Annotated in this window: 21 protein-coding genes; 4 read left to right on the top strand and 17 right to left on the bottom strand. The window is 68.0% G+C overall.

The genetic code is table 11. The features are described from left to right. Nucleotides 1–95 precede the first annotated feature (95 nt). Nucleotides 96–938, bottom strand: a complete 843-nt coding sequence (locus ACAG24_RS17770; protein ID WP_370473998.1) for a sugar phosphate isomerase/epimerase family protein — start codon at nucleotides 936–938, stop codon at nucleotides 96–98. Between the two features lie 106 nt (nucleotides 939–1044). Between ACAG24_RS17770 and ACAG24_RS17765 the strand changes: the two genes are divergently transcribed. Further along, on the top strand, nucleotides 1045–1962 hold the full coding sequence (locus ACAG24_RS17765; protein ID WP_370473997.1) for an alpha/beta hydrolase: 918 nt from the start codon (nucleotides 1045–1047) through the stop codon (nucleotides 1960–1962). Nucleotides 1963–1966: 4 nt separating this feature from the next. Then, entirely contained in the window at nucleotides 1967–3475 is a 1509-nt protein-coding gene (locus tag ACAG24_RS17760) for a flavin-containing monooxygenase (protein ID WP_370473996.1), read from the top strand. Here ACAG24_RS17760 and ACAG24_RS17755 read toward each other — a convergent pair. From ACAG24_RS17755 to pyrR, 13 genes are all read right to left on the bottom strand, one after another. Beyond that, entirely contained in the window at nucleotides 3472–5154 is a 1683-nt protein-coding gene (locus ACAG24_RS17755; RefSeq protein WP_370473995.1) for a DUF8728 domain-containing protein, read from the bottom strand. The two genes, ACAG24_RS17760 and ACAG24_RS17755, sit on opposite strands and share 4 nt — an antisense overlap. A 130-nt stretch (nucleotides 5155–5284) precedes the next feature. Then, entirely contained in the window at nucleotides 5285–6493 is a 1209-nt protein-coding gene (gene metK / locus ACAG24_RS17750; protein ID WP_370473994.1) for a methionine adenosyltransferase, read from the bottom strand. Nucleotides 6494–6665: 172 nt separating this feature from the next. Continuing rightward, complete coding sequence (gene coaBC, locus ACAG24_RS17745; RefSeq protein ID WP_370473993.1) at nucleotides 6666–7913, bottom strand: bifunctional phosphopantothenoylcysteine decarboxylase/phosphopantothenate--cysteine ligase CoaBC; 1248 nt, start codon at nucleotides 7911–7913, stop codon at nucleotides 6666–6668. Between the two features lie 14 nt (nucleotides 7914–7927). Further along, nucleotides 7928–8236, bottom strand: coding sequence for a DNA-directed RNA polymerase subunit omega (gene rpoZ, locus ACAG24_RS17740; protein ID WP_024447654.1), 309 nt, complete (start codon nucleotides 8234–8236; stop codon nucleotides 7928–7930). 30 nt (nucleotides 8237–8266) lie between these two features. After that, entirely contained in the window at nucleotides 8267–8878 is a 612-nt protein-coding gene (gene gmk / locus ACAG24_RS17735) for a guanylate kinase (RefSeq protein ID WP_370473992.1), read from the bottom strand. 10 nt (nucleotides 8879–8888) lie between these two features. Further along, a complete protein-coding gene (gene mihF, locus ACAG24_RS17730; protein ID WP_003932123.1) occupies nucleotides 8889–9206 on the bottom strand; it encodes an integration host factor, actinobacterial type in 318 nt (105 codons plus the stop codon). Nucleotides 9207–9598: 392 nt separating this feature from the next. Next, nucleotides 9599–10411, bottom strand: coding sequence for an orotidine-5'-phosphate decarboxylase (gene pyrF, locus ACAG24_RS17725; RefSeq protein WP_370473991.1), 813 nt, complete (start codon nucleotides 10409–10411; stop codon nucleotides 9599–9601). Between the two features lie 2 nt (nucleotides 10412–10413). Beyond that, nucleotides 10414–13752, bottom strand: a complete 3339-nt coding sequence (carB, locus tag ACAG24_RS17720; protein WP_370473990.1) for a carbamoyl-phosphate synthase large subunit — start codon at nucleotides 13750–13752, stop codon at nucleotides 10414–10416. A gap of 101 nt (nucleotides 13753–13853) precedes the next feature. Beyond that, nucleotides 13854–14981 carry a glutamine-hydrolyzing carbamoyl-phosphate synthase small subunit gene (carA, locus tag ACAG24_RS17715; protein WP_370473989.1) on the bottom strand — a complete coding sequence of 376 codons (1128 nt, stop codon included), beginning with the start codon at nucleotides 14979–14981 and terminating at the stop codon, nucleotides 13854–13856. Beyond that, the gene (locus ACAG24_RS17710) at nucleotides 14978–15481 is read right to left on the bottom strand and encodes a PH-like domain-containing protein (RefSeq protein ID WP_370473988.1); all 504 of its coding nucleotides are present in this window, start codon (nucleotides 15479–15481) and stop codon (nucleotides 14978–14980) included. The genes carA and ACAG24_RS17710 overlap by 4 nt, the downstream gene beginning before the upstream one ends. After that, a complete protein-coding gene (locus ACAG24_RS17705; RefSeq protein WP_370473987.1) occupies nucleotides 15478–16761 on the bottom strand; it encodes a dihydroorotase in 1284 nt (427 codons plus the stop codon). The genes ACAG24_RS17710 and ACAG24_RS17705 overlap by 4 nt, the downstream gene beginning before the upstream one ends. Further along, on the bottom strand, nucleotides 16758–17705 hold the full coding sequence (locus tag ACAG24_RS17700; protein WP_370473986.1) for an aspartate carbamoyltransferase catalytic subunit: 948 nt from the start codon (nucleotides 17703–17705) through the stop codon (nucleotides 16758–16760). Before ACAG24_RS17700 ends, ACAG24_RS17705 begins: the two co-directional genes overlap by 4 nt. After that, nucleotides 17705–18286, bottom strand: coding sequence for a bifunctional pyr operon transcriptional regulator/uracil phosphoribosyltransferase PyrR (gene pyrR, locus ACAG24_RS17695; protein ID WP_370473985.1), 582 nt, complete (start codon nucleotides 18284–18286; stop codon nucleotides 17705–17707). Before pyrR ends, ACAG24_RS17700 begins: the two co-directional genes overlap by 1 nt. A gap of 211 nt (nucleotides 18287–18497) precedes the next feature. Between pyrR and ACAG24_RS17690 the strand changes: the two genes are divergently transcribed. Together ACAG24_RS17690 and ACAG24_RS17685 are read left to right on the top strand one after the other, a co-directional pair. Next, nucleotides 18498–19703 (top strand): serine hydrolase domain-containing protein, encoded by a 1206-nt coding sequence (locus ACAG24_RS17690; RefSeq protein WP_370473984.1) that lies wholly within the window; start codon nucleotides 18498–18500, stop codon nucleotides 19701–19703. A gap of 39 nt (nucleotides 19704–19742) precedes the next feature. Continuing rightward, nucleotides 19743–21002, top strand: coding sequence for an HNH endonuclease (locus ACAG24_RS17685; RefSeq protein ID WP_370473983.1), 1260 nt, complete (start codon nucleotides 19743–19745; stop codon nucleotides 21000–21002). Between the two features lie 12 nt (nucleotides 21003–21014). Here ACAG24_RS17685 and ACAG24_RS17680 read toward each other — a convergent pair whose 3' ends face one another. The 3 genes from ACAG24_RS17680 to efp all read right to left on the bottom strand — a co-directional run bounded on the left by ACAG24_RS17680 (nucleotide 21015) and on the right by efp (nucleotide 22996). Continuing rightward, the gene (locus tag ACAG24_RS17680) at nucleotides 21015–21845 is read right to left on the bottom strand and encodes an HpcH/HpaI aldolase/citrate lyase family protein (RefSeq protein ID WP_370473982.1); all 831 of its coding nucleotides are present in this window, start codon (nucleotides 21843–21845) and stop codon (nucleotides 21015–21017) included. 63 nt (nucleotides 21846–21908) lie between these two features. Beyond that, nucleotides 21909–22400, bottom strand: a complete 492-nt coding sequence (gene nusB, locus ACAG24_RS17675; RefSeq protein ID WP_370473981.1) for a transcription antitermination factor NusB — start codon at nucleotides 22398–22400, stop codon at nucleotides 21909–21911. 32 nt (nucleotides 22401–22432) lie between these two features. After that, on the bottom strand, nucleotides 22433–22996 hold the full coding sequence (gene efp / locus ACAG24_RS17670) for an elongation factor P (RefSeq protein ID WP_370473980.1): 564 nt from the start codon (nucleotides 22994–22996) through the stop codon (nucleotides 22433–22435). Between the last annotated feature and the right edge of the window lie 142 nt (nucleotides 22997–23138).

The raw sequence follows: 23138 nt of genomic DNA, 5'->3' as shown, positions 1-23138 counted from the left end.
GACCGAGCATCCGATACCTACAAGGGCTGCGAACGTTCGAAACGGGCGAGCTGGTGTGGGGGGCGCGTCGGCCGGAGTCGGTGTCAGGCCATCCGTCACGCAGACAATTGTGGCCGACCCGCGTCGGCGCGTGTCACGACGTCGCGCGCGGCACGCAGGGCGGCCCGAGCGCGCACACCCGGCGGGGCCTTCCACTCGACGGGTGCCTCGATGCTGGCCGGCACCGTGGGCAGTGCCTGCAGCATCGCCACCAGATCGATGCTGCCCTCACCGGGAAGCAGCCGGGCGTTGCGGCCCTGATGGCGCAACTCGTGGATCGATGTCGGCCGGGGAAGCACCGCGTCGCAGATCTGCACGTACCGCGTCCACGCGCGGGGCAGGGACCTCAGATCCTCGGGCGTGGCCAGCGCGCGGTCGTAGTGGATCGCGTCCACCAGCACGCCGACATTGCCGCCGGCGCAGCGGCGGATGATCGCGGCGGCTTCGTCGAGATCGCGGACGTCGGTCCACGGCATCGGTTCCAGGTTCGGCGCCATACCGAATTCCCCTGCGAACACGCCGAGTTCGGCCAGGTTGTCGGCGAGGCGCGCGTGGTCGGGATCGTTGCCCGTGACCAGGATCTGCTGGGCACCCAGGTAGGCACCCGTCTCCAGGAACCCACCGAAATGGTCGCGCACCCTGGTGTCCGGGCGAAGCCGCAGCACCTCGATGTCCAGCAGGAACAGTCCGCTGTCGTCGAGCCGCTGCCGCGTTTCGCGGATCATCGGTGTCGACCCGATCGTGGGACGCAGCGGCTCTTCCTGGGTGGCGCGGATGAGCCTCAGGCCGACGGCGTCGTAGCCGGTCTCGGCGGCGCACGCCACGAGTTCGGGAGGGCTCAGTTCCAGAACGGTCAACGGGGCCAGCGAGATCGGGCGACGGCCGGACGCAAACCTCACGGCGATCCTCTCTCTGTCGGTTGCGTCGATTGTCGAGGAAGTGCAGCCGTCGTAGGGGCCTACGTCCGGCGGCCCGGGGCGGGGCCGGGTGCGTACGGTGTGTGCCATGGCTTCCCTTGATCCCGTGCTGCAGCAGGTCCTCGAGGTCGTTCCGTTCCAGCTGACGACGGACGGAGGACCCGAAGAGGCCCGCCGGCGTTTCAACGAGCTGCCGCGCAGCCCGATCCTGCCCGAGGTCGAAGCCCACGACCGCACCATCGAGGGCCCGGGCGGCCCGTTGACCGTGCGCATCTACCGGCCTCCGTCCGACGCGCCGACGCTTCCCGCCGTGATGTTCATCCACGGCGGCGGTTGGACGGTCGGCGACCTCGACACCTACGACGGCCAGGCACGCATGCACGCCACCGGCGCCGACGCCGTCGTGATCGCGGTCGACTACCGGCTCGCGCCCGAACATCCCTTCCCCGCAGCGGTCGAGGACGTGTGGGCGACTCTCCTCTGGGTGACGGAGAACGCCTCGGACATCGGCGTCGATGCGGCCCGGATCGCGGTCGCCGGTGACTCCGCGGGTGGAAACCTGGCCGCCGTCGTCGCCCAATCGGCCCGCGACGCCGGGATACCCCTGCGCTTCCAGCTGCTGTGGTATCCGTCGACGACGTTCGACACGTCACTGCCGTCGTTCGCCGAGAACGCACACGCGCCGATCCTCGACCTCGCGTCGTGCAAGGGCTTCAGCCGCTGGTACGTCGGCGACCTGGACCTCTCAGACCCGCCCGTCACCCTGATCCCGGCCCGCGGCGAACTCGCGGGGCTGCCCCCGGCCTACATCGCCGTCGCGGGGCACGACCCGCTGCGCGACGACGGCGCTCGCTACGCGGAACTTCTGACCGCTGCAGGGGTTTCGGTCGAACTGCACAACGCGGAGACACTGGTCCACGGGTACCTCGGGTACGCCGGAATCGTGCCCGCAGCCACCGAAGCCACCGAACGCGGCCTGAAAGCGTTGCATGCCGCGCTAGCGTGAAAGAATGACCGTGCCTGATTACGAAACGGTGCCTGATTACGAAACGGTGATCGTCGGTGCCGGATTCTCGGGCATCGGAACGGCGATTCAGCTCGACCGTGCGGGTATGCCCGACTATCTCGTCATCGAGGCCGGCGAGGAGCCCGGCGGGACGTGGTATTGGAACACCTACCCCGGCATCGCGGTGGACATCCCATCGTTTTCCTACCAGTTCTCCTTCGAGAAGAGCACCGCGTGGTCGCGCACCTACGCGCCAGGCCACGAACTGAAGGCCTACGCGGCGCATTGCGTCGACAAGTACGGCCTGCGGCCCAAGATCCGGTTCGCGACGAAGGTCTGCGGCGCCGAATTCGACGAGGCCGAGGACATCTGGCGCCTCGCACTGGAATCTGGCGGCAGCACCACCGAGGTGACCGCGCGTTTCGTGGTCAATGCCAGCGGCGTCCTGACCGTCCCGAAGCTGCCCGACATCCCGGGCGTCGACTCGTTCGCCGGTATCACCATGCACACCGCACGCTGGGACCACGGCCAGGACCTCGCGGGAAAGCGCGTCGCGATCATCGGCACCGGCGCGTCGGCGGTGCAGGTGATCCCGGAAATCGCACCGATCGTCAAGCAGCTCAGCGTGTTTCAGCGCACCCCGATCTGGTGCTTCCCGAAGTTCGACGTTCCGTTGTCCAGGGCGGCCAGGGCGATGATGCGGCTGCCGTTCGGCCAGACGCTGCAGCGCTTCGTCAGCCAGGCCTACGTCGAGCTGACGTTTCCGCTTGCCGCGCAGTACTTCACGGTCAACCCGATGGCCAAGCGTATGGGGTCGCTGGGCGAAGCCTATCTGCGCAAGCAGGTCGACGATCCGGAGGTCCGCAACAAGCTCACGCCCCGCTACGCGGTCGGCTGCAAGCGCCCCGGATTCCACAACACCTATCTGTCGACATTCAACCGCGACAACGTCGAGCTGGTGACCGAGCCGATCGACAAGATCACCGACTCGGGGGTGGCCACCGACGACGGCGCGCTCCGTGAGGTCGACGTGCTGATCCTGGCAACCGGGTTCAAAGTGCTGGATACCGAGAATGTCCCGACGTTCCCGGTGATCGGACCGGGCGGCCTCTCGCTGGCCCGATTCTGGGACGAGAACCGGATGCAGGCCTACGAAGGCGTGAGCGTTCCGGGCTTCCCGAACTTCTTCACCGTGTTCGGGCCCTACGGGTACGTCGGCTCGTCGTACTTCGCGCTGATCGAAGCGCAGACCGGCCATATCGTGCGCTGCCTGGAAACGGCCAGGGGGCGCGGGGCCATCCGCGTCGAGGTGCGCCGGGAAGCCAACGACCGCTACTTCGCGGAGATGATGCGCAAGCGGCACCGGCAGATCTTCTGGCAGGACAGCTGCCGTCTCGCCAACAGCTATTACTTCGACAAGCACGGCGACGTGCCGCTGCGCCCAGCCACCACCGTCGAAGCCCACTGGCGCAGTCGCCGGTTCCCGATCGACGACTACGTGTTCGCCTCCTAGGGTCGCATCCGTCCGCAGGAGGCCAGCGGATCGGCGAGCTGATAGGGGTCATCGGCCTTGAGCGGCAACGACTTCGGCGCTACCGGCAAGCCGTGCGCCTCGAGCCGCGCGGCCAGGTCGCGGCGCACCCACAGGCCGTCGGTACGCGAGGTGCGGACGATTTCCACGTAATCGGCGGCCAGGCGCGGGTCGTCGATCAGCCCGGTGGTATCCGACCACTCGTGGTGGGTCTCGATGAACTCGGGGCGGGCCGCGAACACGTCGTCACGCAGTCCGGCCGCGTCTCCCGCCGCCCAGCGGCGTGCGAGTTGGGCGTCCGCCAGTCCCCCGAGGTCGATGATCCGCAGATCGCTGACCAGAGCGGTTCCTCCGATGTCGGGTGTGGCGACCGTCGCCTCGTTCAGGCCCAGCGTCTCGGCGTACTCGTTGACAGTCCACCCGGCATAGCTGGCGACGGCGCACATCGGCACCGTTGGATCGGCACGAAAAGTCAAGGCGGAGTGCGCGAGAACGGGCGCGGCGACGGCAACGGTCACCGCGCCTGCGATCCACAGGCGGCGCCGTTCCCGCGCGTCGGCACCTGCGAGGACCTGGGCGCCGGCTACCGCGATGATCAGCGCGCCGGTCGCCCAGATGGGCGTCGCGAATCTGCGCTGCCCCATCCAGTCGCCTTCGAGGATCGCGAACGCCAGCGCAGCCAGCCCGAACACCAGGAGCAACGCGAGAAGTCCGCGGGTCCCGACGGCCTTGCGGCGCACCGCAACCACGACGAACGCGGTGCCGAGCACCGCCGGCGCCACCCCGGTGAACAGCACGAGTTCGAAGGGACGCGCGATGCCGATGAGATCGGGCAGGCCCTGCGCCTTGGCGATGGCGGTGTTGGGCACCAGTTCGCCGAAGGTCGCGTAACGCCCCAGCAGGAACGCGCCGAGTGGGATCGCGAAGGCGCCGGCACCGATGGCCGCGAAGCGCAGTGTGTCAGAGCGCGGCGCGCGTCCCAGCAGCAACACCGCCAGCGGATAGGCCAGCAGGTAGATCATCCCGTCGGGGCGGGTCAGGCCCGCAAGGGCAGCGACGAGGCCGCAGACCACCGCGGTCCGGACCGTGAGCAACCGGCCGCCGGCCACCGCCGTGGCGATGCATGCGGCGAGCCATCCGACGGCGGCGGCCAGCAGGGAGTTCTCCAGCCCGGAGAAGCACCAGATGACGAACGACGGGATCGCCGCGGTGATCGCCCCCGCCACGATTGTCACCGTGACCGGCCACCGCGTGAGCGCCTTGGCCGTGCGGTAGAACGCGGCGTAGAGCGCCGCGCAGGCGATCAGGGCGAGCAGCTTCGGGAACGCGACGACGTCGGGGATACCGAAGAGGGTGCTGTGATCGAACAGCGCCAACTTGTGCCCGGCGACCAGCAGCGCCAGCCAGGCGGGGTTGGAGTACCCCTCGACGGGGTCGGCTCCTGCCTGCAGCACCGGCCCGAGGCCGGTCGAGATGGAGCGCACGTACGCGAAGGTGATCGCGGCGTCGTCGATGATCCAGCGGCCATACACCAGCGCGTGCAGACCCACGAGCAACGTGGGCGTGCCGATCGCGACGACCGGCGCCCACCGCGCCCGTGACGGGCGCCGCTGCTCGACGCTCGAGGCCCGCGGATCATCCAGCGTTTGCTCGTTGCTCATCTCCACCAACATCTGACTGCTCATGCGGCACGCATGCACGCGGAAGAGGTTTTCTGGACTATAGCCCAGCTTGCGCACCGACGCGAAAAGCCCCGTGGCCATCCGGCCACGGGGCTTTCGCGATGTGTGTCTAGACCGCGGACTTGAGGTCGTCGACCTTGTCGAGCTGCTCCCAGGGCAGTTCGATGTCGGTGCGGCCGAAATGACCGTAGGCGGCCGTGGGCGCATAGATCGGGCGCAGCAGATCGAGGTCGCGGATGATCGCACCGGGACGCAGGTCGAACACCTCGCCGATCGCCTTCTCGATCTTGACCGGATCGACGGTCTCCGAGCCGAACGTCTCGACGAACAGGCCCACCGGGGCGGCCTTGCCGATGGCGTAGGCGACCTGGACCTCGACGCGCTGAGCCAGCCCTGCGGCCACGACGTTCTTGGCCACCCAACGCATCGCGTACGCCGCGGAACGGTCGACCTTCGACGGATCCTTGCCGGAGAAGGCGCCGCCGCCGTGCCGGGCCCATCCGCCGTAGGTGTCGACGATGATCTTGCGGCCGGTCAGGCCGGCGTCGCCCATCGGGCCGCCGAGCACGAACTTGCCGGTCGGGTTGACCAGGATCCGCGGGTTCGAGATGTCCAACGTGTCATGGGCCAACTCGGTGAGGACCGTGTCGATGACGTGCTGCTTGATGTCCGGGGTCAGCTGGCCGTCGAGATCGATGCCGTCGGCGTGCTGGGTGGACAGCACGACGGTGTCGAGCCGCACCGGGGTGGTGCCGTCGTACTGCACGGTGACCTGGGTCTTGCCGTCGGGGCGCAGGTAGTCCAGCGTGCCGTTCTTGCGGACGTCGGTCAGCTTGCGCGAGAGCCGGTGTGCCAGCGCGATCGGCAGCGGCATGAGCTCGGGAGTGTCGGCGATCGCGTAGCCGAACATCAGGCCCTGGTCGCCCGCGCCCTGGGCGTCGAGCGGATCGCCCGCGCCCTCGACGCGCGTCTCGTGAGCGGTGTCGACGCCCTGCGCGATGTCGGGCGACTGCGCGCCGATGCCGATGTTCACGCCGCAGGTGAGGCCGTCGAAGCCCTTGTCGGAGTGGTCGTAGCCGATCTCGAGGACCCTGGCCCGGACCGTGTTGGTGATGTCGGCGAACGCCTCCCTGGCCGAGGTGGTCACCTCGCCCACAACATGCACCTGGCCGGTGGTGACCAGCGTCTCGACGGCGACGCGGGACTTCGGGTCTCCGGCGAGCAGAGCGTCCAGCACCGAGTCGCTGATGGCGTCACAGATTTTGTCGGGGTGCCCTTCGGTCACCGACTCACTGGTAAACAGCCGAGCTTCACTCACGTTCGATCCCTTTCACTCAAGCACGCCTGAGATAGTTAGTCAGTCAACTGATAACTGTCAGTCAACCTATACCTGTCGCGATGGCACGAGACTCCGGCGCCCTAAGCACCCAAGCGTGTCCCCCCGCTGCGCGCAACCCTTACGCGCATGCTGACGATGTGCGCTCGTCGCTCTACCTTGCACCGGTGTGCAGGAAAGCCACGATCGCGTCCACAATACGGCTCGCGATCACGGTCTTCGACCCGTGCTCCAAGGCCGCCTCCGTTCCGTCGGCCGACAACAACCAGCCGTCGTTGTGGTCGACCTCGAAGGCCCGGTTCTCGCCGACGGCATTGACGACGAGCAGATCGCATCCCTTGCGCTTCAGCTTTGCCCTGGCGTGAAACAGGACGTCGCCGTTGGCGTCGCCGGTCTCCGCGGCGAACCCGACGATGGCAGCCATGTTCGGGAGCTGCCCGTCTTGGCGGGCACGGACCGCGCCGGCGAGCACGTCGTCGTTGCGGACCAGCTCGATCGCCGGGTCAGTCGTGGAGTCAGGCCCCTTCTTGATCTTGCTCGTAGCCAGATGAGCAGGCCGGAAGTCGGCGACCGCGGCGGCCATCACGAGAACGTTCGCGTCCGGAGCGTGTTTGGACACCGCGTCCCTGAGTTGCGCGGCGGAGCCGACATGCGTGACGTGCACACCGGCTGGATCGATGAGCCCCGCGGTGTTGCCCGCGATCAGCGTCACCTCCGCGCCGCGCTGTGCCATCACGCGGGCCATCGCATAACCCTGCTTGCCCGAGCTGCGGTTTCCGATGAAGCGCACAGGGTCGATCGGTTCGCGGGTTCCCCCCGCGGTCACGAGGACCTTCACCCCGGCGAGGTCGTAGGGCAGGGCATCGTTGCGCGCGAGCAGCAACTGCGACAGCGTGGTGATCTCCTCGGCTTCGGGCAGCCGGCCCGGCCCGGTGTCGGCGCCGGTCAGCCGGCCGGATGCCGGTTCCATCACCGTGCACCCGCGCCTGCGCAGGGTTGCGACGTTGTCGCTGGTGGCGGGGTGCAACCACATCTCGGTGTGCATCGCCGGGGCGTAGAGCACCGGACATCGCGCGGTCAGCAGCGTCGCGGTCAACAGGTCGTCGGCGCGTCCGCTCGCGGCGCGGGCGAGCAGGTCAGCGGTGGCGGGGGCGACCACAACGAGGTCGGCGGCCTGGCCGATGCGGACGTGGGGAACTTCGTGGACGTCCTCGAAGACCCCGGTGTGAACAGGGTTTCCGGAGAGGGCCTCGAAGGTCGCGGCCCCGACGAATTTCAACGCGGATTCAGTCGGGACGACCCGGACGGAATGCCCGGCCTCGGTGAGCTGACGGACGACTGTCGCCGCCTTGTAGGCGGCGATTCCGCCGGCGACGCCGACGATGATCCGCTTGGGGCTCACCGCGGTCTGCTCTGCTACTCGCCCTCGGTGTGTTCGAGAAGGTCGCCGTGGATCTCGCGCATCGCGATCGAGAGCGGCTTCTCCTGCAGGCCCGGCTCAACCAGCGGTCCGACGTACTCGAGGATGCCGTCGCCGAGCTGGTTGTAGTAGTCGTTGATCTGGCGAGCACGCTTGGCGGCGTAGATGACCAGCGCATACTTGCTCGACGCGCGGTCCAGCAACTCGTCGATGGGCGGGTTGGTGATGCCCAGCGGCGTGTCGTAGGCGCTGGCGGCGGACGGATCGATGTCCACCGCGGCGAGCCGCGTATCGGGGGTGCTCACGTAGAAAATCTCCTGAAAAAGTTCTGGATGTTAGGGCTGATCGCGCCGTGCCGGCGCGTGGGCCACCAGCAAGGATACCAATTCCGCGCAGGCAGACTCCAATTGACTGTTAACGACCACCTCGTCGAAGTCGCCCTGAGCGGCGAGTTCTGCCTTCGCCGTCTCCAACCGGCGGGCCATCGCCTCGGGCGTCTCGGTGCCGCGCCCGGTCAAGCGGCTTTCCAACGCCTCCCAGCTGGGAGGGGCGAGAAACACCGTGGTGGCTTCGGGCATCGCCTGCTTGACTGCTCGCGCGCCGGCGAGGTCCACCTCGATGAGGACGGGGCGGCCGGCCGCCGTCGCAGCCCGGACGGGCCCGGCGGGTGTTCCCGAGCGGTGCAGACCGCCGTGGATCTCCGCCCACTCCAGCAGGGCGCCGTCATCGATGAGCTGCTGAAACTGCTCTGCCGTCACGAAGCTGTAGTCCACGCCGTCGACCTCGCCGGGGCGCGGCGCCCGCGTCGTCACCGAGACGCTGAAATAGAGGTCGGCGACACGCTCCCGCAGGCACCGGACGACGGTGGACTTCCCGACGGCAGACGGGCCGGACAACACCAGGACCGCGGCCCCGGACGTGTCGCCCGGCCCTCCGCCTTCGCTCACTGACCTCCCTTTACGAGAAGTCGAACTTTTCCAGCAGGGCCTTGCGCTGACGATCTCCCAGACCGCGCAGGCGGCGGGTCGGGGCGATCTCGAGCTCGGTCATGATTTCCTGCGCCTTGACCTTGCCCACCTTCGGCAGGGCCTCCAGGAGTGCGGAAACCTTCATCTTGCCCAAGACCTCGTCGGTCTCGGCGTCCTTGAGCACCTGCTTGAGGTTGGTGCCGCCGCGCTTGAGCCGGTCCTTGAGCTCTGCTCGCGCTCGCCGTGCGGCAGCAGCCTTCTCCAACGCTGCCGCGCGCTGTTCGTCGGTCAACTGGGGAAGGGCCACGGGTTCCTCCGTCTTCGTCACCATTACTGATTTGTCTCGGCTGGTAGTGGCGGAACCATAACCAGCCAGCGTGGACGACCGTACCCACGCACGCTGACGAAAGCTAACCCCACCCCCGGCTTGTCGCGTCAAAAGCCCAGCGTGTAGGCCGGGCGGACCCACCACGGCAGCCCTGGGCCGCCGCAACCGGAAGGGTTGTCCAGGACTGCCGGCCTGCGGCAAAGCACCTGCTTATCGCCGGTTTTACGGCATGTTCGGCGTCGCCGGCACCGCGCCGGTGCAGGCCGCTCCGCCGCACAGTGAGCGCCAAGCGTCCGTCGGGCTGAGAATTTTCCCAGGTCAAGCGTGTCGGGCGTGTCGCGGTTGCGCATCGGCCCGGTAACGAACGCAGCTCAGGCGAGGTAGGCGACGGCGTCGCGCATCCGCTCGGCGGCGTCCCGCAAGGCAGGGCCGTCCGGACCCGCGCGCAACACCTCCCGGGAGACGGCGGGCAGCAGTTGCCCCGCGGTGGCCCCTCCCAGGCCGGCCAGGGCGTCGGGACGGCCGCCCTGAGCGCCGACACCGGGCACCAGGACCGGCCCGTTCAGCCCGCTGACATCGGGCGGGCAGGTCAACGTCGCACCGACGACGACGCCGACCGAGCCGGGACCACCGGACCGGTTGAGTGCGGCGGCGGCGTCCACGATCGACTGGGCGACGGTGCGTCCGCCGTGGTCGGCGCGCTGCACCGACGCCCCCTCGGGGTTCGACGTCGCCGCGAGGACGAAGACGCCGCGCCCGTGTTCGGAGGCGACGTCGAGCAGGGGCTGCAGCGACCCGAAGCCGAGGTAGGGCGATGCCGTGACCGCATCGGAGGCCAGCGGGGACTCCCCTGCCCATGCGGCGGCGTAGGCGGCCATCGTCGAGCCGATGTCGCCGCGTTTGGCGTCGGCGAGCACCAGAACTCCCGCGCCGCGCAACCCCGCGATGGTGGTCTCCAGCACTGCGTACCCCGCCGCCCCGTAGGCCTCGAAGAACGCGACCTGGGGCTTGACCACGGCAAAGCCGCCGAAGGCTGTCACGCAGATCTCGCTGAACCGCGCGAGGCCGTCGGGGTCGACGCCGAGACCCCATGCGCGTAGCAGTTCGGGGTGCGGGTCGATGCCCAGGCACAGCGGGCCTCGCGCCGCGATCGCGGCCGCCAGGCGGTCCCCGAACCCGTCCACGGTCAGGAGCCCAGAGTGCTGTGCAGTTCCTGCAGCGACATCACGCCGATGTCCCCGCGGATGCCCGCTTCGATGCCCTGCACGGCCGCCGAGGCGCCCTGCACGGTCGTCACGCACGGGATGTTCATCGACACCGCTGCCGAACGGATCTCGTAACCGTCGATGCGCGGCCCGGAGTTGCCGTACGGAGTGTTGAGCACCATGTCGACCTGACCGGCCTTGATCGCGTCGACCGCCGACAGCGCCGGCCGGTCCGGGCTGGGTTCCTCGAAGTGCTTGCGCACCTCGTCGCACGGAATTCCGTTGCGCCGCAACATCTCCGCTGTGCCTTCGGTGGCCAGGATCTTGAATCCGAGGTCGGCGAGACGCTTGACCGGGAACACCAGCGAGCGCTTGTCGCGGTTGGCCACCGACACGAACACGGTCCCCTGGGCGGGCAGCGAGCCGTAGGCGGCGGTCTGACTCTTGGCGAACGCGCTACCGAAGTCGTGCGCGATACCCATCACCTCGCCGGTCGACTTCATCTCGGGACCGAGCAGGGAGTCGATCTGGCTGCCGTCGGACTTGCGGAACCGGTGGAACGGAAGGACTGCTTCCTTCACCGCGACGGGCGCGTTGCGGGCGGTGGTGGCACCGTCGCCGGTCTTGGCCAGCACCCCTTCCTCACGGAGCTGCGCGATGGTGGCGCCCAGCATGACCCGGGCGCACGCCTTGGCCAGCGGCACCGCGGTCGCCTTGGAGACGAACGGCACGGTGCGGCTGGCACGCGGGTTGGCTTCGAGCACATACAGGACGTCGTCCTTGAGCGCGTACTGCACGTTGAGCAGTCCGACAACCCCGATCCCGAACGCGATCGCCTCGGTGGCGCGGCGCACCGCGTCGATGTCGCTGCGGCCGAGCGTCACCGGAGGCAGCGCGCACGCGGAGTCGCCCGAGTGGATGCCGGCTTCCTCGATGTGCTCCATGACGCCGCCGATGTAGACCTCGGTGCCGTCGCACAGAGCGTCCACGTCGATCTCGATCGCATCCTCGAGGAAGCGGTCGACCAGCACGGGATGCTCCGGCGAGAGCTGGGTCGCCCTGGTGATGTAGCCCTCCAGGGTGCTCTCGTCGTAGACGATCTCCATGCCTCGTCCACCGAGGACGTAGGAGGGCCGCACCAGCACCGGGTAGCCGATCTCGGCGGCGATCCGGCGGGCCTGGTCGAAACTGGTCGCCATGCCGAACCGCGGTGCGGGCAACCCGGCGCGGCGCAGCACCTCGCCGAACTCACCGCGGTCCTCGGCCAGGTCGATCGCTTCGGGCTTGGTGCCGACGATCGGCACCCCGGCCTTCTCCAACCGTTCGGCGAGCCCGAGGGGGGTCTGCCCACCGAGCTGGACGATCACGCCGACGACGCCGGGACCCCCTGCGCCCGAGCCTTGTTCGGCGTAGTAGATCTCCAGCACGTCCTCGAACGTCAGCGGTTCGAAGTACAACCGGTCGGCGGTGTCGTAGTCGGTCGACACCGTCTCGGGGTTGCAGTTGATCATCACCGTCTCGAACCCGGCCTCGCTCAACGTCGTCGCGGCGTGCACACAGCTGTAATCGAACTCGATGCCCTGTCCGATGCGGTTGGGGCCCGATCCGAGGATGAGGACCTTGGGACGGTCGGTCTGCGGGGCGACCTCGGTCTCGGCCGCGGGGTCGAGTTCGTAGCTGCTGTAGTGATACGGCGTCTTGGCCTCGAACTCGGCGGCGCAGGTGTCGACGGTCTTGTAGACGGGATGGATGCCGAGACGCTGACGCAGGGAGCGCACGCCCATCTCCCCCGCCAACTCCGGTCGCAGGGCTGCGATCTGGCGGTCCGAGAGCCCGTTGTGCTTGCTGCGGCGCAGCAGTTCGGCTTCAAGGACCGGCGCGTCGATCAGCTCGGTGCGCAACGCGACCAGCCCGGCGATCTGCTCGACGAACCATGGGTCGACGCCTGAGGCCTCGGCGACCTCTTCGACGGTCGCGCCCAGGCGCAGCGCGTACTCCATGTCGTAGAGCCGCCCGTCGGTGGGCGTGCGGAGCCGTCCCAGCACCTCGGCCACGTCGCCGTCGGGGTCAGGGCCCGTCCAGAAGCCGGCCTTGGTGGCCTCCAGCGAGCGCATCACCTTGCCGAGTGCCTCGATGAAGTTGCGGCCCAACGACATCGCCTCGCCGACCGACTTCATCGTCGTGGTCAGGGTGGCGTCGGCGCCGGGGAACTTCTCGAACGCGAAGCGGGGCGCCTTGACCACGACGTAGTCGAGGGTGGGCTCGAAGCAGGCGGGCGTCTCCTTGGTGATGTCATTGACGATTTCGTCGAGCGTGTAGCCGATCGCCAGCTTGGCGGCGATCTTGGCGATCGGGAAACCGGTCGCCTTGGACGCCAGCGCCGACGAGCGCGACACGCGCGGGTTCATCTCGATGACGATCAGCCGACCGTCTCTCGGGTTCACGGCGAACTGGATGTTGCAGCCGCCGGTGTCGACGCCGACCTCGCGCAGGATCTCGATGCCGAGTGTGCGCATCGTCTGGTACTCGCGGTCGGTCAGCGTCATCGCCGGAGCGACCGTCACGGAATCACCGGTGTGTACGCCCATCGGGTCGAAGTTCTCGATCGAGCAGACGACGACCACGTTGTCGTGGTGGTCGCGCATCAGCTCGAGTTCGTACTCTTTCCACCCGAAGATGGACTCCTCGATCAGCACGTTGGCCGTCGGCGACGCGGCGAGGCCCTCGCCCGCCATCCGTTCGACGTCCTCGACCGAGTACGCCATGCCGGAGCCGAGGCCACCCATCGTGAAGCTGGGCCGGACCACCACGGGCAGCCCCACGTCGGCCACGGTCTCGCGAACCTCTTCCATCGTGAAACAGACTCGCGAGCGCGCGGATTCGCCGCCGACCTTGCTGACGATGTCCTTGAACTTCTGCCGGTCCTCACCGCGTTGGATGGCGTCGAAGTCCGCGCCGATCATCTCGACGCCGTACTTCTCCAGGATGCCGGTCTCGTAGAGCTTGACCGCCGTGTTCAGCGCGGTCTGCCCGCCCAGGGTGGCCAGCAGCGCGTCGATCTTGTTGCCGCGCTCGGCTTGCTGGGCGATGACCTTCTCGACGAAGTCGGCCGTGATGGGCTCGACATAGGTGTGGTCGGCGTACTCGGGATCGGTCATGATCGTCGCCGGATTCGAGTTGATCAGCGTGACCTGCAGGCCCTCGGCCCGCAGCACACGGCACGCCTGGGTGCCGGAGTAGTCGAACTCGGCGGCCTGGCCGATCAGGATCGGGCCGGACCCGATCACCAGGACGTGGTTGAGGTCTGAGCGACGCGGCATCTACTGTCCCCTTTCACCGCGAGCGCGCGTGTCTGCACACGACACTCCGCGAAAATCCGTACAAAAGCGCTCACTCACGCGCGACGACCGTGCGTTCACTGTCATTTACCGTCCGCCATCACATCGATGAACTGGTCGAACAGGTACTCGGCGTCCCGCGGGCCCGCGGCCGCCTCGGGGTGGTACTGCACCGAGAAGGCGCGTCCGTTGGACAACCGGACACCTTCCACCACACCGTCGTTCGCGCAGGTGTGGCTGACTTCGGCCCGACCGAACTCGGTGTCGAACGTCTGGCCGGCTTCACCTTCGAGGGCGAATCCGTGGTTCTGCGCGGTGATGGCCACCCGCCCGGTCGTGTGGTCCATGACGGGGATGTTGATGCCGCGGTGGCCGAAGACCATCTTGTAGGTCGATAGCCCGAGTGCCCGCCCGAGGATCTGATTGCCGAAGCAGATGCCGAACAGCGGGATGCCCGCACCGAGGACCTCGCGGGTGACCGCCACGATGTGGTCGGCGGTGGCCGGGTCGCCCGGCCCGTTCGACAGGAACACTCCGTCGGGTTTGAGCTGCGCGATCTGCTCGAAGGTCGCCGACGAGGGCAGCACCACGCTGCGGACACCACGCGCGGCGAAGTTGCGCGGCGTGTTCGTCTTGATACCCAGGTCGAGTGCCGCGACGGTGAACCGTTGCGCCCCTCCGGGATCCACTTCGTAGTCGGTGTCCGTGCTGACCTCGCCCGCCAGGTCGGCGCCGAGCATCGCCTCCTGTCCGCGGACGCGGGCCACCAACTCGTCTGCCGGAGCATCGGCGGCCGCCCCGCTGAACACGCCGGCCTTCATCGAGCCGCGGCTGCGCAGGTGCCGCACCACGGCGCGGGTGTCGATGCCTGCGATCCCGACGACGCCCTGCCGCTGCAACTCGTCGTCGAGCGTGCTGGTGGCACGCCAGTTCGACGCCCGCGGCGAAGGGTCGCGCACGGCGTAGCCGGCGACCCAGATCTTGTCGCCGCGGCTCTCGCTGTCCTCGAGATTCCAGCCGGTGTTGCCGATCTGGGGCGCGGTCGCCACGACGATCTGGCGGTGGTAGCTGGGGTCGGTCAGCGTCTCCTGGTAGCCGGACATGCCCGTGGAGAACACCGCCTCGCCCAGGGTCTCGCCCACCGCTCCGAACGGGGTACCGGTGAAGATGCGGCCGTCCTCCAGAACCAGGACGGCTTTGTGTGTCGTCATGCGACCTCCTCGGTGAGCCACTTCAGATAGTCACGGCGGTCGTCGGCGCGGAAGCCGGTGTCGATTTCGACGCCGGACGGCAGGCGCCAGCGGATCGCCAGGATGCCCTCATGGGTGAGTGCCTTGCCGGCCAGGTTCTTCTCGGTGCGGATCGCCGAGATGGAGTCGTCGGGGATCCAGATCGGGCCGGCGCCGGTGCGCTGCAACATGATTCCTTCGGGATAACGGGTGAGGACGGCCTTCGCGCGGAACCCGAGGTCGCCGGCGGCGACCCGGTCGTTCCAGTGCGGCACCAGCGTGCTGCCCACATAGAGCCCTTTGGTGGCCGCGACGAGCGCCGGACCGACGGTGTCGGGCAGCGACGGCATCATCCCGATCATCTGCGCCTGCCGCTCGATGCGGCGCCGCCACCCGCGCATCATCGCGTTGATCAGCACTGCGATCAACACCGCCAGCACGGCGGCCATGATCAGCGAGGCGACCAACGTGGGCGTGTTCACCAGGCGGCCTTTCCGTCTCTGGCGGTGATCTTCCCCCGCAGCAGCGTGACCGTGACGGCCCCGGGCAGTTCCATGTCCTGATACGGCGTGTTGTCCGAGCGACTGGCCAGTGCCGCGCCCTTCACCGTCCAGGTCGCCCCCGGGTCGACGACGGTGAGGTTCGCGGGCTCGCCGACCTCCAGCGGCCTGCCCTGATCGGGGAGACCGACGATGCGGGCGGGCGCCTCACTCATCACGCGCGCGACGTCGCGCCAGGTCAGCAGACCGGGATTCACCATGGTCTCGACGACGACCGACAGCGCGGTCTGCAGGCCGAGCATGCCGGGCCGGGCGTTGGCGAATTCGCACATCTTCTCGTGCTCGGCATGGGGGGCGTGATCTGTTGCGACACAGTCGATCACACCGTCGGCCAGTGCCTGACGCAGCGCTACGGCGTCGCTCGCCTCTCGCAGCGGCGGATTGACGCGGTTTCGCCCGTCATAAGACTGCAAACGGGTGTCGTCCAGCAGCAGGTGATGCGGTGTGACCTCGGCGGTGATGGAGATCCCCTGTTCCTTGGCCCAGCGCACGAGTTCAACACTGCCCGCGGTCGAGGCGTGGCAGATGTGCACCCGGGCTCCGGCGTCGCGGGCCAGCAGCGCGTCGCGCGCGACGATGGATTCCTCGGCGGCGCGCGGCCACCCGGCCAGTCCGAGCCTGGCGGCGTTGGGACCTTCGTGGGCGACGGCGCCGACGGTCAAACGCGGCTCCTCCGCGTGCTGGGCGATCAGCACGCCCAGACCGGACGCGTACTCCAGGGCCCGCCGCATGATCAGCGGATCGTCAACGCACACACCGTCATCGGAGAACATCCGGACCTGACCGGCACCCGCGGCCATCAGTCCCATCTCGGTGAGCTGCTTGCCCTTCAGGCCGACCGTCACCGCGCCCACAGGATGGACGTCGACGAGACCGACCTGCTGGCCGCGGTGCCACACGTGGTCGGTGACCACGGCGGTGTCGGCGACCGGATCGGTGTTGGCCATGGCGAACACGGCGGTGTATCCGCCGAGAGCCGCTGCGGCCGAACCAGTTTCGATATCCTCGGCGTATTCACGACCGGGCTCACGCAGATGGGTGTGCAGGTCGACGAACCCGGGAAGCAGGATCTGGCCCGCGCAGTCGATGACCTCGTCACCGGTGAGCCCGTCGCCGATCTGCCCGATCTGGCCGTCGCGGACCAGGACGTCGACCGCATCGCCCTCGCCGTAGGGACGGACGCCTCTCAAGACCACGCTCATGCGCTGATCGCTTCCTGCTCTGATCCGACGAGGAGGTGGAAGAGCACCGCCATCCGGACGTGCACACCGTTGGAAACCTGTTGCAGCACCGCCGATTGCGACGAGTCCGCCACCGAGTGCGCGATCTCCATGCCTCGCAGCATCGGCCCGGGGTGCAGCACCACGGCGTGGTCGGCCAGTCGGGCCTGCCGTTTCTCGGACAGGCCGTAGCGCACCGAGTACTCGCGGGAGGACGGGAAGAAGCCGCCGTTCATCCGCTCGGCCTGCACGCGCAACATCAGCACCACGTCGGCCAGGGGCAGCTCGGCGTCGAGCTCGTGGGACACGGTGACTGGCCAGTCCGCGACACCCACCGGTAGCAGGGTCGGCGGCGCGACGAGGACGACCTCGGCGCCGAGGGTGTGCAGCAGGGAGACGTTGGACCGGGCGACGCGGCTGTGCAGGACGTCGCCGACGATGACGACGCGCTTACCCTCGACGGACCCCAGGCGCTGCCGAATCGTCAGCGCGTCGAGCAGCGCCTGGGTCGGGTGCTCGTGCATGCCGTCGCCGGCGTTGATCACCGACGGCCCGCCGTGCTCGTCGAGGGTCCACGCCGCGAGCTGCTGCGGCGCGCCGGAGGCCGGGTGCCGGATGATGAGTGCGTCGGCGCCCGCGGCGCGCAGCGTCAGCGCGGTGTCGCGCAGCGACTCCCCTTTCGCGACAGACGATCCCGAGGCGCTGACGTTGATCACGTCGGCGCTCATCCATTTGCCCGCCACCTCGAACGACACCCGGGTGCGGGTGGAGTTCTCGTAGAACATCGTGATGATCGTGCGGCCGCGAAGTGTCGGCAGTTTCTTGACCTCGCGGCCCACCAGCGCCTCGCGGAAGCGGTCGGCGTTGTCGAGGATCGCGGTGGCGTCGTCGCGGCTGAGATCGGCCGCGGTCAACAGGTGCTTCATCACCGGGCAGGCCCTCCGGTCGGTGCGATGCGGACGCCGTCGTGTCCGTCGTCTTCGGTCAGCCGCACCTTGACGTTCTCGCTGCGGGACGTCGGCACGTTCTTGCCGACGTAGTCGGCGCGGATCGGGAGCTCGCGGTGGCCGCGGTCGACCAGCACCGCCAGCTGGACGATCTTGGGACGGCCGAGATCGCGGAGCGCGTCGAGGGCCGAGCGCACAGAGCGGCCGGTGTAGAGGACGTCGTCGACGAGCACGACGAGCGCACCGTCGATGCCGCCCTCGGGGATGGAGGTGGACGCGAGCGCCCTGGGCGGCTTGCTCATCAAATCGTCGCGGTACAGCGTGGTGTCGAGGGCACCGGTGGCCACCTCGGTGCCGCTGAAATCGGCGATGTTGCGGGCCAACCGGGTGGCGAGGGTGACGCCACGCGTCGGGATACCCAGGAGGATGACGCGGGGGCTGTCTGCGCCGTCGAGCGCGGTCTTTTCGATAATCTGGTGGGCGATACGAGCGATGGTTCGGCTGACGTCCGCTGCGGACATCAACTCCCGGTCGTGACCGGTCTGGTCTGGCGCGCCCACGTGTGAGCCGGACCTCCTTCTCCGCCTCACGGGACGGATCGTTAAAGGATGTCGGAAAACTGCGGGGAGCTTAGCAGGTGTGCGGGGGTGCCTGCCTGCGCGTCTCGTAAGCCGGGCTGAAGTCGTTGCGATAGGTGGGGATTCGCCAATGGCGATGCGTGACGTACGGACGCATCTTCTCCGCCGATAACCGGCAGGTAGCCTCTGCCGGGTGAACCTCGACCGCAACAAGACCTCCGTCGTCGACGCGATCGATGCGGGCCTGCTCGCCGGCGCCGTGACGCTGGTGTGGCACGCCGGTGAGGTGCGTCAGGTCAACGAACTCGGCTATCGCGATGTCGACGCCAGGCTGCCGATGCAGCGCGACACGATTTTCCGCATTGCCTCCATGACCAAGCCGGTCACCGTGGCCGCGGCCATGTCGCTGATCGAAGAGGGGAAGCTCTCGCTCACCGACCGGGTGACGACGTGGCTGCCGGAACTTGCCGACATGCGGGTGCTCGCGGAACCACGCGGTCCGCTGGATCGGACTGTGCCCGCTCAGCGCCACATCACCATCGACGACCTGATGACGCATCGCAGCGGGCTGGCCTACATGTTCTCGGTGCTCGGCCCGCTGGCCGACGCGTACCGCAAACTGCCCACCCGGCAGGACCAGGACAGATGGCTGGCCGAGTTGTCAGCGCTGCCGCTGGCGCATCAACCGGGCGAACGGCTGACGTACAGCCACGCGACCGACGTACTCGGCATCGCGCTGTCCCGCATCGAAGGCAAGCCGCTGAGCGATGTACTCAACGAACGGATCCTCGAACCGCTGGGCATGACGGACACCGGCTTCAGCGTCGGCGCCGCCGGGAGGCGCCGTGCGGCAACGATGTATCAGCTCGACAAGGACAACACCCTGCGCCACGACGTCATGGGTCCCGCCCCGATCGTGGATCCCCCCTTCTGCACCGGGGGGGCCGGTCTGTGGTCGACGGCCGACGACTACCTCCGTTTCGCACGGATGCTGTTGGCCGGGGGCACACTCGACGGCGTGCGGGTGCTCTCGGAGGAGTCGGTCTCGCTGATGCGTACCGACCGGCTGACCGACGAGCAGAAGCGGCACGACTTCCTCGGAGCACCGTTCTGGATCGGTCGCGGCTTCGGCCTGAACCTGTCGGTCGTGACCGACCCCGCGAAGTCGCGACAGTTGTTCGGCCCCGGTGGGCCCGGAACCTTCTCCTGGCCCGGCGCATACGGGACCTGGTGGCAGGCAGACCCTTCCGCCGATCTCATCCTCATCTATCTGATCCAGAACCTGCCCAACCTGACCGCGGATGCCGCCGCGGCGGTGGCAGGCAACACCTCTCTCGCCAAGCTGCAGAGCGCGCAGCCGAAGTTCGTCCGTAACACCTATCAGGGTCTGGAGATTTAGCCGCCCGACTTGTCGGGAGGTCGGTGTAGCGTCGGATTCATGTTCGAATTTATGTTCGATGTGGATCCGGAGGCGTCCGAGAAGGAGCTACGGACCCTCGTCGAGCGCTTCGAAGGGCTGAAGTCCAAAGCTGCTGCGGCCCAAGCGCGGGCAACGGCGTTGTGGGCGGCCAAGCGTGCCGCGGCGGAGCAGGCTGCCGGGGTGCCGGCCAGGCGGCGTGGCAAGGGCCTGACCGCCGAGATTGCGCTGGCGCGCCGCGATGCGCCTGCCTGTGGGAACACCCACCTGGGCATGGCCAGGGCGCTGGTCGAGGAAATGCCGCACACGATGGCGGCTTTGGAATCCGGGATCCTCTCGGAGTACCGGGCATTGCTGGTCGTGCGGGAATCGGCGTGCTTGTCGGTCCAGGATCGCTTAACCCTCGACGCCGAACTCAGCGAGCTGGCCCAGGGGTTCCACGGGTGGGGTAACCGGCGGGTGGCAGCTGAGGCCAAGGCGATCACGGCGCGTCTGGATGCCGCGGCGGTGGTCGAGCGCAACAACAAAGCCGTCAAAGACCGCTGCGTGACAACCAGGCCGGCACCGAACGGCATGGTCTACGTGACGTTCCTGATGCCGCTGGCCCAGGGCATCGGCATGTACGCCGCCCTCAAACGCGAAGCCGACGTATGCGGCGACGGCCGCTCCCGCGGACAGGTGATGTGCGACACCGCCTACGAGCGAATCACCGGGCGCGGCAGCACCGAACCTGCCGAGGTGCACCTGAACCTGGTGATGGCCGATACGACCTTCTCCGGCCGCGATGACTGTCCCGCCGTTGTGCCCGGCTACGGGCCGGTGCCTGCAGCGGTGGCACGCCAACTCATCGGTGACGCCCTGGCCGACGAACAGGCGAAGGCGACGTTGCGGCGGCTGTATCGCCACCCGAAGTCCGGTCAGTTGGTGGCGATGGAATCAGCAGCGCGGATCTTCCCGAAAGGGTTGGCGATGTTCATCGGACTGCGGGATCAGACCTGCCGCACCCCCTACTGCAACGCCGAGATCCGCCACCACGACCATGCCACCCCTGACCGCGACGGCGGGCAGACCAGTGCGCTCAACGGGCTCGGGCTCTGCGAAGCCTGTAACTACGCCAAAGAAGCACCCGGATGGAAGGTCAACACGCGGGACGGCGATGGCACCCACACCGCGCAATTCGTCACCCCGACCTGCGCGACCTATTACTCGATCGCCCCGCCGCCACCAGGCACCCGCATCACCCACCACACCATCGACCTCGTCACCTTCGAAGCCGCCTGACCGCGGAAGTGCTTACAGCACATCCAGTTTCACAGCGAGGTCGAGCAGGGCTTCAGCGCGCGCACGGGTAGGGCCCGCGCTGCCGTCGTAGGCTCCGGTCGGTTCGTCGAGTCGGGCAAGGGTGCGTCGCGCCTCGTCGATCTCCAGTGCGGACGGGCTCAGCAACGTGTTGATCGTCTCGGCGTGGGCCGGATCCAGACACAGCCTGCCGGTCATGCCGGCCGCCTTGGCGACCTCGGTTTCGCGGGCGAGATGACGCGTCTGGTCCCGCAACGTCGGCCCGTCGATGGGTGCGGGCAATCCGGCGGCGCGGCTCGCGATCACAAGTCGCGCACGCGGGTAGGCAAGCACCATCGGATCGGCCGACATACCGGTGTCGCGGCGAAAGTCGCCGATGCCAAACGCAATTCGCGAGCAGGACTGGGCGATGTCGAGCGCGGATTCGATGCCGAGAGCGGATTCGACCAACGCGACGATCGGGGTGCCTGCGGGCAGTCTCGCAGCTGTCGCGGCGACATCGTCCGGAGATTCGGCCTTCGCAAGCATCACTCCGGCCAGACCGGGCGCCGAGGCCAGCGCAGCGAGGTCTTCCGTCCACTCGGGTGTGGACACATCGTTGATCCGCACCCACGCGCTGCCGCCGTCGTACAAATACTCGGCGACGGCGCCACGTCCATCGGCTTTGACCGCAGCAGGCAGACCGTCCTCGATGTCGAGGACGACGACGTCGACATCACTGTCCGTCGCGGCCACGAAGCCGGGGAGCCCCGGTTGTAGCAACCAGGTCCGAGCCAACGACCAATGCGGCCTGCGGGTGCGTTCAGCAGAGGGTGAGACCGTCACGCTTCCATCGTCGCGAGCACCGGCGCGAACCGCCAGATTGCGCACATTTTGTTCACGCACGAACTACGTGCCGCTACCGCCGTCGTTGCCGGCCTGCACCGCCGCCGCGGCGGCGCGGATCTGCGGCGTCACCAGCATCACCTGGCCGAGCACGCCGTTGACGAATCCCGGCGAGTCATCGGTGGACAACTGCTTGGCCAGCTCGACGGCCTCGTCCACCGCCACGGGCTCGGGCACGTCCTCGGCGTGCAGGAGTTCCCACACCGCAACCCGAAGGATGGCCCGATCGACGGCCGGCAGCCGGTCCAGGGTCCAGCCCTGAAGGTGAGCCGAGATCAGATCGTCGATGTGCGCCGAGTGGTCGGTCACCCCGCGCGCCACGGTCACCGTGTACGGGTTCAGCGGCGCGATGTCCTCGGTCTGCTTCTCCGCCAAAGCGTTTCGACCTTCTGCCACTTCGGCGGCGGTGGTGCCACGCGCTTCCGCCTCGAACAGCAGGTCGACAGCGCGCTTGCGTGCCTGATGCCGCCCGCGATCCCCTTTGCGGTCACTCACCCCGTCGCTCCGCTGCGCTGCGCTCGCCCAACCTAGCCATTAACCCTTCCCAGGTAACTGCCGTCGCGAGAATCGACCTTCAGCTTGTCGCCGGTGTTAATGAACAGCGGGACCTGAATCTCGGCGCCGGTCTCCAGCGTCGCCGGCTTGGTGCCCGCACTGGAGCGGTCCCCCTGCAGGCCCGGCTCGGTGTGGGCGACGAGCAGTTCCACGGTGACCGGAAGTTCCAGGTACAGGGGTGCCCCGTCGTGGAAGGCGATCTGCACCGGCATGCTCTCCAGCAGGAAGCCGGCGAGGCGGCCCACCAGCGCCTCGGGCAGCGGATGCTGCTCGAAGTCCTCGGAGTCCATGAACACGAAATCGCTGCCGTCGCGGTAGAGGTAGGTCGCGTCGCGGCGGTCCACCGTCGCGGTCTCCACTTTCACACCTGCGTTGTAGGTCTTGTCGACGACTTTGCCGGACACCACGTTCTTCAGCTTGGTGCGCACGAAGGCCGGCCCCTTGCCGGGCTTGACGTGCTGGAATTCGACGATCTGCCACAGCTGGCCGTCGATCTGAAGGACGAGCCCGTTCTTGAAGTCGGCGGTCGATGCCACGGTGGGTTGTACTCCTAGCTTTCTAGATGATCACCAGTTCCTTGGGGAACCGGGTGAGCGGTCAAATCGTTCTGACCTGCGTATTTAAACTCATTCCCAAGATAACAACACTAGCGCAACGCATCATGCCAAGATAATGGGC

The sequence above is a fragment of the Mycobacterium bulgaricum genome, assembly GCF_041287165.2.
Taxonomy (GTDB): Bacteria; Actinomycetota; Actinomycetes; order Mycobacteriales; family Mycobacteriaceae; genus Mycobacterium; species Mycobacterium bulgaricum.
This window is presented reverse-complemented; position numbering and strand designations above follow the sequence as displayed.

Coding starts and splice junctions, on each gene's coding strand:
- ACAG24_RS17755 (WP_370473995.1), bottom strand. CDS start 5,154: ATGAGCAACGAGCAAACGCTGGATGATCCGCGGGCCTCGAGCGTCGAG.
- ACAG24_RS17765 (WP_370473997.1), top strand. CDS start 1,045: ATGGCTTCCCTTGATCCCGTGCTGCAGCAGGTCCTCGAGGTCGTTCCG.
- carA (WP_370473989.1), bottom strand. CDS start 14,981: ATGACGACACACAAAGCCGTCCTGGTTCTGGAGGACGGCCGCATCTTC.
- ACAG24_RS17700 (WP_370473986.1), bottom strand. CDS start 17,705: ATGAAGCACCTGTTGACCGCGGCCGATCTCAGCCGCGACGACGCCACC.
- ACAG24_RS17705 (WP_370473987.1), bottom strand. CDS start 16,761: ATGAGCGTGGTCTTGAGAGGCGTCCGTCCCTACGGCGAGGGCGATGCG.
- ACAG24_RS17685 (WP_370473983.1), top strand. CDS start 19,743: ATGTTCGAATTTATGTTCGATGTGGATCCGGAGGCGTCCGAGAAGGAG.
- carB (WP_370473990.1), bottom strand. CDS start 13,752: ATGCCGCGTCGCTCAGACCTCAACCACGTCCTGGTGATCGGGTCCGGC.
- ACAG24_RS17760 (WP_370473996.1), top strand. CDS start 1,967: ATGACCGTGCCTGATTACGAAACGGTGCCTGATTACGAAACGGTGATC.